Below are 12,952 nucleotides of genomic sequence, written 5' to 3'. Positions count from 1 at the left end.
AGCGGTGGTGATACGAAACGCAGGTCTTCTGCGCGGATCGATAAGGGGGGGCTACTTCTGCCCGTAGGTGGCGTTGGCGCCGTGCTTGCGGAAGTAATGGCGATCGAGCAGGGCCTGCGAAACGCCTGCCTTTTCGTTGAGCATCACGGTCATGAAAGCCATCTTGGCGACGGCTTCGAGCACGACCGCGTTATGCGCTGCGTCCATGGCGTTCTTGCCCCAGGCAAAGGGCGCATGACCTGCGACGATGACGCCGGGAACAGCGAGTGGGTCGATCTCTTGAAAGCGCTCGATGATGGCGAGACCGGTATTCAGGACGTACTCGCCGTTGATCTCATCATCGGTGAGCTCGCGCGTGCAGGGAATGGGGCCGTGGAAGTAGTCCGCATGCGTGGTGCCGAGTGCGGGGATGTCGCGGCCGGACTGCGCCCATGCGGTAGCATTTTCGGAGTGCGTGTGCACGACTCCACCGATACCTTCGAAGGCCTTGTAGAGCGCAACGTGGGTCATCAGATCGCTCGAAGGGCGGTGCGTGCCTTCGACGACCTTACCCTCGAGGTCGGTGACGACCATCTGCTCAGGGCGAAGCGAGTCATAGTCAACGCCGCTCGGCTTGATGACGACCAGACCCTGCTCGCGATCGATGCCGCTGGCGTTGCCCCATGTGTAGAGCACGAGTCCGCGGCGGACGAGGTCAAGGTTGGCTTCGAGCGTTTCTTCTTTCAGCTTTTCAAGCATGTGCAGAGATAATCCTTCGCGCAAACATACTGGTTCCGCAGGACGGTTGGCAAATATCTTTCGCGCCGGAAAATATGGTGGCACGTCCTTGCTCGGGGCATGTAATCTCGTGAGCGTTATGACTACCGCCGTTGCCTCGTCCCGCTCTCGTGAAGTTTGGTTTGTAACCGGAAGCCAGCACCTGTATGGTCCCGGTCCTTTGGCAACTGTGGCCGAGCACGCGCAGGAAATTGCCGCGGCGCTCGACAAGAGTTCGCACATTCCGGTGAAAGTTGTGGCAAAGCCGGTGATGGTCTCTGCGGAGAGCATCACGAAGCTCTGCATCGAGGCCAACAGCAATGAGAATTGCATCGGCCTGGTGCTGTGGATGCACACGTTTTCGCCAGCGAAGATGTGGATCAGCGGGCTTTCACAGTTGCGCAAGCCGTTCCTGCATCTGCACACGCAGTACAACCGCGAGCTGCCTTACTCCACCATCGACATGGACTTCATGAACCTGAACCAGGCCGCGCACGGCGACCGCGAGTTCGGTTTCATCACGGCGCGTCTGCGCCTGGCGCGCAAGGTGGTGGTGGGCTTCTATCAGGACGACGAAACGCTTGCCGAGATCGGTGCATGGACGCGTGCGGCTGCGGGCTGGCATGAGTCGCAGCACTTGAAGGTGGCGCGATTCGGCGACAACATGCGCAACGTCGCCGTGACCGACGGCGACAAGGTCGAAGCGCAGCGGGTCTTCGGCTATGAGGTGCATGGCTACGGCATTGGCGATCTCACTGACCGCATGGCGGAGTTCACCGATGCGGACGTGGCGAAGCTTGTTGAGGAGTATCGCGACAGCTACACGATCAAGCCCGAGCATGATCGTCCGGACTCGCTCGCTGTCGCGGCGCGCATCGAACTTGGTCTGCGAGCGTTTCTTGTCGATGGCGGCTTCGGTGCTTTCAGCGATACGTTTGAAGACCTGCACGGCATGGGACAGTTGCCGGGCATCGCGTCACAGCGTTTGATGGCCGATGGGTTCGGCTTTGCCGGTGAAGGCGACTGGAAGACGGCCGCGCTGGTGCGCGTGATGAAGGTGATGGCCGAGGGCATGGATGGCGGCACGTCGTTCATGGAGGATTACACCTATGACTTCGGTGGCACGCCGAAGATTCTTGGCTCGCACATGCTGGAGATTTGTCCGACGATCGGTGTCGGCAAGCCGACGCTGGAAGTGCATCCGCTGGGCATCGGCGGCAAGGCTGATCCGGTGCGTCTGGTGTTCACCTCGGGTCCGGGCGCAGGTGTGGTCGCGACGGTGGTGGACATGGGCAATCGCTTCCGGATGATCGCCAACGACATCGACGTGGTGGCTGTGGAGCAGGACTTGCCGAAGCTGCCTGTGGCGCGTACCTTGTGGGTGCCGAAGCCGAACCTGAAAATTGCGGCCTCTGCGTGGATTTACGCAGGCGGCGCGCACCATACGGGCTTCAGCCAGGCGCTGCGCATGGAGCATCTGGCGGACTTCGCCGAGATTGCGGGCATCGAGTTTGTGCGCATCGACAGCGAGACGCAGATTCATCGTCTGCGGCAGGAGCTTCACTGGAGCGATGCGGCCTACAAGCTGCGCTAAGTCCGGCACGGGAACGAGGAGATGCAGAGAATGAAGCAGGCAGTATCGATGGCGATGGCAGCGGGTCTTGTGCTGACGAGTGCGATGGCGCAGGGCGAGGTCAAGAAGGACAGCTGGGGCAAGTCCGCCGACGGGCAGCCGCTGTTTCTCTACACGCTGCACGACGCGCAGCTCACCGTGAAGCTGACGAACTTCGGCGCACATGTGGTGAGCATCGACGCGCCGGACAAGAACGGCAACGTTGCGGATGTGGTGCTCGGCTTCAAGGATGTTGCCGGGTACGAGAACCCGAAGAACACCTCTTACATGGGCGCGATCGTGGGCCGTTATGGCAACCGTATCGCGAACGGCAGGTTCTCGCTCGACGGCAAGTCGTATGAGATTCCGACGAACAACAATGGCAACGCGCTGCACGGTGGCAAGGTGGGATTCGACCAGAAGGTTTGGCAGGGTAAGGAACTGCCGAACGGTGTGGAGTTCACGCTGGTCAGCCCGGACGGCGATATGGGCTTCCCGGGTAAGCTGACCGCGCACGTGAAGTACACGCTGGTCGGGTCGAGCCTGCACATTGACTACACCGCCACGACCGACAAGGACACCGTGGTCAACCTGACCAACCACTCCTACTTCAACCTCGCCGGCGAGGGAAGTGGAACAGTGCTCGATGAACAGATGATGATCGCTGCCGACGCCACCACGCCGGTGAACGCGACGCTGATTCCGACCGGCAAGCTGGCACCGGTTGCCGGAACGCCGTTTGACTTCAACAAGCCGCACACAATCGGCGAGCGCATCCATGCAGCTGATCAGCAGTTGAAGACCGCTGGTGGGTACGATCACAACTTTGTCCTGAGCGCGAAGACGAACACGCTGCACCTGGTGGCGAAGGCGGTCGATCCAAAGTCGGGCCGCACGCTGACCGTGACCAGCACGGAGCCGGGTGTGCAGTTCTACTCCGGCAACTTCCTCGACGGCACGCTCACCGGCATCAGCGGCAAGGCCTACGTGAAGAACGGTGGCTTCTGCCTGGAGACGCAGCACTTCCCGGATTCGCCGAACCAGCCGTCGTTCCCTTCGACGGAGCTGAAGCCGGGCGAGACAATGCACTCGAGCACGGTTTTCACGTTCAGCGTTACGAAGTAGCAGCCAACACGGCAACGGATGCGCCTCATCGAACCTCGGTGAGGCGCATCTGTTTTCCGCGGCGGTTTCTGCACCGGAACTTTTTCGGTGAATGAGCGTCTGAAGTAGCAGATGGCGCAGCGGCAAACGCGCGCCTGAAAGTTGGAGGCTTACGTCCATGACTCGTTTACGGTCCGGAGTATTGGTGGGGACCCTGATGGTTGCCGCAGTGGCAGGTGCGCAGAGCAAGACTGCCGTGCCCGATGCGCAGGTGGAAGCCAATGTATTGAAGGCGCTGGCGGATGCGCCGGAGTTGGCCTCGCAGAACATCCAGAGCTCGACGACTTATGGTGTCGTCACGCTTTCGGGCAATGTGCATGATGAAGCGCTGCGCTCGAAGGCAGAGAACATTGTGGCCCGCGTGTCGGGCGTGAAGAAGGTCGTCGATCAGCTCGCGCTGGGCGACACCCCGCCGCCGACCGACGGAACCCAGACCGCAGACGCTGCGGCTCCGGGGCAGCCCGCTCCAGATGGCCCTCCGGTAGACGCACAAGGACAGCCGCTCGTGCCGCAGCAGGATGGCAGCTACGCTCCGGGAGCACCTTCGACCTCCTCGGAGACCGGCATGGCTGAAAACATGCCTGCGGACGGTTCGGCTCCTCCGCCTCCGCCGCCCTCGGGTCGTCGCCCGCTTTACAACGGCAACGGTGGCAACGGTTACTACGCTAACGCGCCCCAAGGTGGTCAGGTTGGCGGCCAGCCGGTGACGGTTCCGGCAGGGCAGTTGATTTCGGTGCGCATCAACCGCGGGATCGATTCGAACCACATCGCTCCGGGCACGCCGTTTACCGGCATCCTGATGAATGATGTGCTCGGTCCGAATGTGGTCGCGATTCCTCGCGGTGCACAAGTGAACGGCGTGGTCGTCGATGCGGAGAAGGCGAAGGCGCTTTCGGGCAAGGGGCAGCTCGCACTACAAATCAACAGCGTGATTCTCGGCGGGCAGGTGTATCCGATCCAGTCAAGCATCTGGATGCGTCAGGGACGGGATAAGACCGGCCACACGGTGGGGAACGCGGTCGGCCTTGGAGCATTCGGCGCGCTTCTCGGTGCAGCGGTTGGCGGCGGGGCAGGTGCCGTCGTCGGTGGAGCGGTGGGCGCCGGCGCAGGCGTTGCGGCTTCGGCGGGCGGCCCTGGCGGACGCGTGCTGGTCGCACCGGAAGCCGTGCTGAGCTTTACGCTGGCCGCTCCGGCGGAGGTTCGGACCGTATCGCAGGCGGAGATGCAGCGTTTGGCGTATGGCGCGGGCCCGGGACCGCAGCAGCCGCCTCCGCCGGCGTACTATCGTCGCGGATACTACTCGCCGTACCCGTACTAAGCTTCGGCGAAAAGAAAATGCAGGCCGCACCCGGGAAATGGGTGCGGCCTTCGTATTTTGGCGTGACGCTCGGCAACATTCCCGCAAACGCCTGATTTATACTCTGGTGTGAGCCTCTTGCGGACATAGCGACCGGTCGTTTGTACTTGATCGCGTTCGTTTGTTCGCTCCCAAAATCCCATGAGGCCGGCGTACCCGCTCGCGACGCGGCGTATGTGCGCCCTACTGAAGGTTGTTAGCCCAGCATGATTCGCACTCTGCAGAAGGACAACGGTGTCACCAAAGCAATTTGGTGGCTCATTATCGGCGCTGCCATCGTCACGATGGTCATTACGCTCGTTCCCGGCATCTTTGATAACAACGCAGCGAACGACGCCACGGTGTTTGCGACGGTTCGTGCTCCGGGACTGTGGGGCCGCCTGACCGGCGAAGCCGTGCCGATCCGCATGGCGGACGTCGACCGCGAAGTGCAGCAGCAGATGCGCCGCCAGAACCTGCCGAGCTTCTACGCGTCGTTCCTGATGTCGCGTGTGGGCCAGCAGCAGGTGGAGCGTGCTGTGCTGCTCCGCGAAGCTGACCGCCTCGGCCTGCAAGTTTCCGACGACGATCTTCGTCGCGAGCTGCAGAAGGGCGTTTTCGCGCAGTACCTCTTCCCGAGCGGACAGTTCATCGGCGACCAGAAGTACATGGACTTCGTCCAGACGTACTTCGGTATCTCGGTGGCCGACTTCGAGAAGGAAGTGAAGTCGGACCTCGAGATTCAGCGCCTGCAGGCCCTCGTCAGCGGCGGTGTTTCGGTAGCGGACGCTGCCGTGCGTACGGAGTACCTGAAGACCGGTACGAAGATCAAGTTTGACTACGCGACGATCTCGGCTGACGACATCAAGAAGACCATCAACCCGAGCGACTCGGAGCTCGAAGCGTTCTTCAAGCAGAGCGCATCGCGTTACGCGACGGCGATCCCCGAGCAGCGCAAGATCAAGCTCTTTGCGTTCTCGAACTCGGATGTACCGAATGCTGCTGCAAAGCCGACGGACGCAGAGATTGCGGCGTACTACAACGGCCACCTGGACCAGTACAAGGTTCCGGAGCAGGTGCAGACGCGCCACATCCTCATCACTGCGCCCAAGGGTGCTGATGCCAAGACCGACGCTGACGCGAAGGCAAAGGCTGCGGATGTGCTGAAGCAGCTCAAGGCCGGCGGCAACTTCGCGGAGCTCGCCAAGAAGTACTCGGCTGACCCCGGCTCGAAGGACAAGGGCGGCGAACTGCCGATGATCCCGACGAGCTCGCTGGATCCGGCGTACGCAAAGGCTGCGATGGCGTTGAACCCCGGTCAGACCTCTGATCTGGTTCGCTCGCAGTTCGGTTACCACATCATCCAGACGATCGCGAAGGACAACGCTCATGCAAAGCCGCTAAGCGAAGTGCATGACACGATCGCCGCACAGCTTGCCGCGCAGAAGTCCGCGACCGCAGCTCAGGCTTACGCTACGCAGCTCGCTGCCGAAGCGAAGTCCAAGGGCCTCGACGCCACCGCTGCTGCGCACAATCTGCACGTTGAAACCACCGACTACATCGGTGCGGACGGCGTGATCGGTGTGCTCGCCGATTCGACGAGCGTGTTGAAGGCCGCGTTTGCCGCGACCAAGGGTGCAGCTCCGCAGGCCGCTTCCACCGGTGAAGGTTTCGCAATCTTCCAGGTGGAAGATGTGAAGGCAGCCCACGCACCGGCGTTCGCTGACTGGAAGTCGCATGTTCTGGACGACTACAAGGAGCAGAAGGCTCCTGAGTTGCTGAACCAGCAGGTGAAGAAGCTGGCGGACGCAGCGAAGGCTTCGGGCGACTTGAAGAAGGCCGCTGCTGAAATGCACCTCGACGTGAAGAGCTCCGACCTTGTTGGCCGCGATGGCCAGGTACAGGGCATTGGCGCGATGAACGGCGCAGCTGCTGTCGCATTCGACCTGAACAAGGGCCAGGTTTCCGGTCCGATCAATTCGGGTGCAAGCGCGGCAGTGCTGCAGATCACCGACAAGCAGCAGCCCACCGATGATGACATCGCGAAGAACTTCGCGGCGACCAAGGACAAGCTGTTGCAGCAGAAGCAGCAGGAAGTCTTCGGCATCTTCGCGGGCGACCTGATGCAGAAGTACGAAAAGGGTGGCGCTATCGTCTACTCGAAGAAGCAAATGCCGGGTGGACCGTTCGGCAACTAACCTCTTCGCAAGAAGACAACGAACGCGACGCTTCGGCGTCGCGTTTTTGCGTCTGGGTGCGCATGATGCCGGCCAACCCCTGTCTCAGAATCGAGACAGGGAGCACCCGTTCGTTTCGGTGCGGTGAAAAGCTCCATTGCTGCGAAAGATACGTCAGAGAATTCATCCATCCTGTGAGGTATGTCTTACGTCCTATGCTGAGAGCAGCGCGCCCGGAGCGCGCGGGAGCAGACGTTGACGAGCGAACGAATTTCAGGTGTCCTGTGCCACATTACGAGCCTTCCGTCCTATGGTGGCGTGGGCGACTTCGGCCCTGCGGCATATGACTTCGCCGACTTCCTCGTCTCAGCGAAACAGCGACTCTGGCAGGTGCTTCCGCTCTCGCCCACGGGCTACGGTTCTTCGCCGTACTCCGCGCTCTCAGCGTTCGCGGGCAACTATCAGCTGATTTCGCTCGAGTTCCTGGTGCGCGACGGCTTTCTCACGCAGGAGCGCATCGCCGGCCTTGCTGGGCATGACGGCAACTGCGACTTCGGCCGCGTCTTCAACGAGAAGCTGCCGCTGGTCGAAGAAGCTGCGGCGAACTTTCTCGACAACGCGAGTCCCGAGCAGAAGCAGCGCTTTCAGCGGTTCAAGCAGGACAACATTGCCTGGCTGACGGACTACGCGCTCTTCAACGTGCTGCGTCGCAAGTTCGAATATAAGAGCTGGAATGAGTGGCCCGAGGAGTTCTGTCTTCGCAAGGCCGATGCGATGACGCAGTTCATGAATGAGGCTTCGCGCGAGATCGCGACCGAAGAGGTGGTGCAGTTCTTCTTCGACCAGCAGTGGGGTGACCTGCGTCGCTACTGCGAGGCGAAGGACATCAAGATTCTCGGCGATGTTGCGATCTTTGTGTCGTACGATTCCGCCGATGTGTGGACGCATCCTGAGATCTTTGAACTCGACGAGAAGCGCATGCCCATCCGGGTTTCAGGCGTGCCGCCGGATTACTTCTCGGTGACCGGCCAGCGTTGGGGCAATCCGCTTTACAAGTGGTCGCTTCTCGAAGAGCGTGGCTTCGACTGGTGGGTTGCGCGTATTCGTCGTGCTTTGGCGCTTTACGACGCGATTCGCCTCGATCACTTCCGTGGCTTCGAGGCGTACTGGTCGATCCCCGCGGAGGAAGAGACCGCGCTGAACGGCCAATGGATCAAGGCCCCCGGTCATGCGTTGTTCAATCGCCTGCGAGAGATCTTCGGCGAGCTTCCGTTCCTTGCGGAAGACCTCGGTCTCATCACACCGGAGGTTGACGAGCTGCGCGAGTTCTTCAACATGCCGGGCATGCGCATCCTGCAGTTTGGATTCGGCGATCGCGGCGGTCATCTCTACCTGCCGCACCGCATGGTGCCGAACACCGTCGTTTACACCGGCACGCATGACAACAATACGACGCTGGGCTGGTGGCGCGATGACGTGAACGAGATCGAGCGCGCGAATGTGCAGACGTATCTGCATCCCATCGAGCACGACGGGCAGATCGTGTGGGCGATGATCAAGTGCGCGGCTTCATCGGTCGCCAATACCTGCATCTTCCCGTTGCAGGACATCCTGCACCTCGGCTCGGATGGCCGCATGAACACGCCGTCGCTGCCGGAGGGGAACTGGTCATGGCGTTATCATCGTGACGCGCTGCACCCGGATTTCGCGGCGCAGATGGCGGCGATCATGGAGATGACGGACCGCGATGGCTACCAGAAGCCGATCGAGGGCGACACGGCAGGGCAGCCCACGGACCAGGCCGCACTGCGGGTGGAAGAGGGCGCGACGAAGTAGCTTTCATTGCGCGTCCTGTGCAGAACTCCGCGCGGATGAAGGAGTAGACTGGCGGTATCTTGTTCCAGGAGAACCAACCGCGTGCCTCTTTCCGGTGAAGCAATCCGCACCATGAATTACGTTGACGATATGGCTGTCACTCTGCGTCGCATTCTGACGACGATCCAGGTGCTGACTCCTGAAGAGAAGGCGCGCGTGAGCGAGTACATCAAGAACTCGGACCCGAGCGTGAACTCGGTACTCGAAGCGCTGAAGTAGCTCCATGCCCGTACAGAAGGTTGCGGTGATCGGCGCCGGCGTGGCCGGACGCGCGTTCGCTTTGCGTTGCGCGCAGTCGGGCTTCGACGTTGTGCTCGAAGACGTGATGCCCTCCAAGCTTCGCCGCGCGGAAGACGAGTACGCCGAAGCTGGCGTGAGCGGTGTGCGTTTCGCATTGACGGTGGAAGAAGCTGTCGCCGATGCGGACGTGGCGATCGACTTTGTGCCGGATGATCTTGAGTCCAAGCTGGAGATCTTCTCGCTGCTCGACCGCATGGCCCCTCCGCGTACAGTGCTCGTAACTCCCACACAGACGCTGAGCATTACGGACCTCGCAAGCTGCACCTATCGCCAAGGGAAATGCGTTGGCTTGCGTGCGGAGAGCGGCGACCTGCTGCAGGGGGAAGTGCTCGTGATGCGCTCGCGCTTTGTGGAGCAGGCTGTGCTGGAGGACGTGATCGTTCTCGCGCAGCAGATGAGGCTCACGGCGACTCTTTCCCCCGATGTGGAACAGCCGCAGTTGATGAAGAACGTGCTGCGGCCGGAACTTTAGTCGAGAGCGGACTTCATGCTATGTTGGATCATTCTTCCAGCTGAGAGAGGTTCCATCGATGAAGCCTGCTGTGGCTCTCGCATTCCTGTTTTCTGCCGTTGCTACTGCGCAGTTCAGTGCCACTCCCGGGATCCCGCCTGAAGCGCAGGCTTCTATGGCCATGATGGCCGCGCAGCAACAGGCGATGACGATTCAAAACTCTGCGCAGTTGATGGCCATGGCGATGAACCAGATGATTGGTATGAACATGCAGGCGTCGATGGTGTTCATGTCGCAGATGTCCTCGCTGCATTTGGCCAATCAGCAGAACATGATTTTCATCACGCAGATGAGCAACATCCAGCATGAGCGTGCGATGCTCAACGCGCTGGTGCGCGCGAGGAACCTCTCGATCACGGATGCGTCGAAGGTGCAGGGTGTGATGCAGATGGCTTCGCTCTCATCGAGCCCTGCGGCGCTGAAGCGGATGAACGGACTCTACCGCACAGCGGCGCTCGCCTCAGGAGGTCAGGAAGCTGCGCAGAAGAACTCGACGTCCTCCGCGGAGGTCTCAGCGGCGACTGTAGCGAGTGAGCCGCCTCCGATGATGATTCGGCCAACCTTCGGTAATGCGCTCGGCGTGGAAAAGCCGACGTTCTCCGCAGAGCCGGGAACGGTAAACAAGGGTACGAAGATCAAGTTGAAGAGCGATACGCACTACGCGACGCTGTATTACACGACGAACGGCTGGACCCCTACGACGCACTCTGCAAGGTATCGCGGGCCGATCACGATCAATAACACGACGCATCTGCAAGTCATGGCGATTGGTCCGAACTACATGCGGAGCTCGGTCGAGATCGCAGACTACGAGGTGAACGGCACGAAGTCTGAGCCGATGGAGACGACGACGCAGGTGCCGACGGACGGCATTTTGCGAGCGGGAACGCCGTTACGTGTGTCCTTCAGCAAGGAGCTCAGCAGCAAAGAAGCGGCCGTGGGAGATGACCCTGCGATTGTGCTGGATGATGACTTGAAGTTCGGCGGTAAGGTGATCGCGCCGAAGGGCTCAAAGGTTGTCGCAGAATTGACGAACGCCGATCAGGGGCACGGACTGAGCACGCCCGGAGACCTCGTTTTCGAGGTGCATGGTGTGCAGGTTGGCGAGAAAGTCGTGCCGCTCTTTGGCGGAGAAACGATGGAAGCGAAGGGCGGAAAGAACGCCATCATCAAGCAGGGGATGACAGCGCTGGCGTTTGTAGCGGCGGATACGGATGTGAAGTGACTACTCGTCGTTGGCGATCTTGTAAGGCTTCTGCGAGTAGGCGCGGGCCTCGTTGATGGCGCCTTGTGTGTTGTCGTTCGTCTGGATGGCCTGACGATACTCGTTCACAGCGCGCTCGCGCTGGCCGGTAATGTCGAAGATCTTGCCGAGGTTGACGTGGCTCCAGACCTCGACCCAGCGCGGATCTCCGTCACCGCGTAGAGCGTCGCGGAAGCTGTTCGCGGCTGTCTGGTAGTTGTGCTGCTGCATGAAGACTTCAGCGAGGCGATAGTTTGCGAGCGAAGAGCCGCGGTTATTCTGCAGAGCTTTTTGATACTCCGCGATCGCGCCCGCCTGATCGCCTTGTGCGAGGTCCTGCTGGCCGCGCAGGATGGCGATCTTCACCGCGAGATCAGGCGAGCTCTTGAGCAGCCAATTCTCCGGGTCGAGGATGATGCGGCGCGGTCTGCCAAAGGTTTCGATGGAGTACTTTGCATCGGTGCCGGAGAGGTCCACGCGGCGGTCTTCGCTCTTACCCTCGGTTTCGACGCGCAGTTGCACGGGCATGGAGAAGAGATCAAGGTCCTGCGTGACAGAGCCGACGGTGCGGAAGCCCTTGCCTTTGCCAAGACGGAAGACCGAGTAGTTATTGGTGAACTCCGGCGCACCTGTGCCGTCCAGCCACTGCGAGAAGAAGGCCGTGAGCGGCAACTCGGTGAAATCTTCGGCGACGCGCTGCACCTGCGAGGTACGGATGGGCTTGTCGGTGAACTGTGTGAGCATGCCCCGCACGAACTTCAGGAACGCGTCATCGCCGAGTTCCCGGCGGAGCATGTGGAAGACCATCGCTCCCTTGTCGTAGGTGGCGTCCTGGAACTGCGGCGAGAAGGGATCAACGCGCGCGAGTGTGGTCAGCGGGTCGGTATCGTACGCCAGCGCAGCGGCGGAGGTGTCGGTGATTGCTGCCTGCAGCGCGGACTTGCCGTTCTGATCTTCAAGGAAGAGTAGCTCCGAGTAGCGGCAGAGGCCGTTGGTGATCCACGCGTCGTTCAGCGTTTGGGGCGAGATCATGGAGCCGAACCACTGGTGCGCGACGATGTTGGTGGTGAGGCGCTGACTGGCGGTGGGGCGCAGCGCGACGACCTCAGGACCCCAGTTCGCGCTGACGGAGTCAGTCGGCAGCTCGACCACTTCGAGTTTGCCGGACTCAGCGGGGCCGAAGGCGTTCGAGAGGAACTCGAAGGCCTTCACGGTGTTCATGCCGAGGTCCTGCGCGCGATCTTTGCTGGCCTCGGTGGTGTAGACGCGGACATTCGGAATGCCCGTAGGCGTGACAGGCGCGAGGAATTTACCAGCGACAATCGTTCCGGGCATTCCGGGCTTGGTCCAGTTGAAGGTGTACTCGGTGCGACCGTTGCCTGCGTCTTTGCGATCGACGAAGCCGGAGCCAACGACGCGCTCGTCCTTGGGGACGGTAATGTGCGTCTCTGCGGTGAAGCGGTCGGTATAGAGGCCGGGCATAGCGATGGGGAACCAGCGGCCAGGGTAAAGCAGCACGCTGATCGGGTCTTTGACCGAGACGAAGTTGATGCCGGTGATAGGGCTGGTGTCGGCGTTGGGCGCGCCCGCGTAGGTGAAGGTCCACGTGGTCGAGGAACCTTTCGCCATGGGCGTCGTGAGTGCGATGGCGACGGTGGAGTCGGCGGCGTTGCGCTGCGGCGTGAGTGCGGCGTTCGTGGCGTCGGTGACTGAGGCGACCTGCAGGCCGTTGTTCAGGCCGAAGAGGACGGAGTTCAGATCATCGAGCGCGGTAAAGGTGACGGCGACGGTGGCCTTCAGTTGGCCGCTGGCGGGGTCGAGGTCGGCGTGAATGACGTATCCGGTAACGTCGACCTGCGCGCGCGTCGGCACGGCCGCGTGCAGGCTTGTGAACGAACCAAGGGTGAGCGTGCAAAGGAGGGTGAGTCGCTTGATCATGAATCCTCGGAGCAAGTTCCTGAGCCTGGACTGCCGACTT

General features: G+C 61.2%; 10 protein-coding genes. 8 read left to right on the top strand and 2 right to left on the bottom strand.

Going from position 1 to position 12,952, the window contains the following annotated elements:
- Window positions 1–51: 51 nt before the first annotated feature.
- Window positions 52–738 carry an L-ribulose-5-phosphate 4-epimerase gene (locus OHL11_RS06615; protein ID WP_263370707.1) on the bottom strand — a complete coding sequence of 229 codons (687 nt, stop codon included), beginning with the start codon at window positions 736–738 and terminating at the stop codon, window positions 52–54.
- A gap of 118 nt (window positions 739–856) precedes the next feature.
- On the opposite strand from OHL11_RS06615, the gene araA reads away from it, so the two are divergent.
- The 8 genes from araA to OHL11_RS06575 all read left to right on the top strand — a co-directional run bounded on the left by araA (window position 857) and on the right by OHL11_RS06575 (window position 10,956).
- The gene (gene araA / locus OHL11_RS06610; protein ID WP_263370706.1) at window positions 857–2,350 is read left to right on the top strand and encodes an L-arabinose isomerase; all 1,494 of its coding nucleotides are present in this window, start codon (window positions 857–859) and stop codon (window positions 2,348–2,350) included.
- A 30-nt stretch (window positions 2,351–2,380) separates the two neighbouring features.
- A complete protein-coding gene (locus OHL11_RS06605; protein WP_263370705.1) occupies window positions 2,381–3,493 on the top strand; it encodes an aldose epimerase family protein in 1,113 nt (370 codons plus the stop codon).
- Between the two features lie 157 nt (window positions 3,494–3,650).
- The gene (locus OHL11_RS06600) at window positions 3,651–4,850 is read left to right on the top strand and encodes a BON domain-containing protein (protein WP_263370704.1); all 1,200 of its coding nucleotides are present in this window, start codon (window positions 3,651–3,653) and stop codon (window positions 4,848–4,850) included.
- Window positions 4,851–5,095: 245 nt separating this feature from the next.
- Window positions 5,096–7,066, top strand: a complete 1,971-nt coding sequence (locus OHL11_RS06595; RefSeq protein WP_263370703.1) for a peptidylprolyl isomerase — start codon at window positions 5,096–5,098, stop codon at window positions 7,064–7,066.
- Between the two features lie 234 nt (window positions 7,067–7,300).
- Window positions 7,301–8,881, top strand: a complete 1,581-nt coding sequence (gene malQ / locus OHL11_RS06590; RefSeq protein WP_263370702.1) for a 4-alpha-glucanotransferase — start codon at window positions 7,301–7,303, stop codon at window positions 8,879–8,881.
- A 111-nt stretch (window positions 8,882–8,992) separates the two neighbouring features.
- Window positions 8,993–9,139, top strand: coding sequence for a hypothetical protein (locus OHL11_RS06585; RefSeq protein ID WP_263371277.1), 147 nt, complete (start codon window positions 8,993–8,995; stop codon window positions 9,137–9,139).
- 4 nt (window positions 9,140–9,143) lie between these two features.
- Window positions 9,144–9,692: a 3-hydroxyacyl-CoA dehydrogenase NAD-binding domain-containing protein gene (locus tag OHL11_RS06580; RefSeq protein WP_263370701.1), complete on the top strand. Its 549-nt coding sequence runs from the start codon at window positions 9,144–9,146 to the stop codon at window positions 9,690–9,692.
- A 58-nt stretch (window positions 9,693–9,750) separates the two neighbouring features.
- Window positions 9,751–10,956: a chitobiase/beta-hexosaminidase C-terminal domain-containing protein gene (locus OHL11_RS06575; RefSeq protein WP_263370700.1), complete on the top strand. Its 1,206-nt coding sequence runs from the start codon at window positions 9,751–9,753 to the stop codon at window positions 10,954–10,956.
- On the opposite strand, the gene OHL11_RS06570 is transcribed toward OHL11_RS06575, so the two are convergent.
- Window positions 10,957–12,912, bottom strand: coding sequence for a M1 family aminopeptidase (locus OHL11_RS06570; protein ID WP_263370699.1), 1,956 nt, complete (start codon window positions 12,910–12,912; stop codon window positions 10,957–10,959). It abuts the gene before it with no gap.
- Window positions 12,913–12,952: the final 40 nt, after the last annotated feature.

Source organism: Granulicella cerasi (genome assembly GCF_025685575.1).
Taxonomy (GTDB): Bacteria; Acidobacteriota; Terriglobia; order Terriglobales; family Acidobacteriaceae; genus Granulicella; species Granulicella cerasi.
This window is presented reverse-complemented; position numbering and strand designations above follow the sequence as displayed.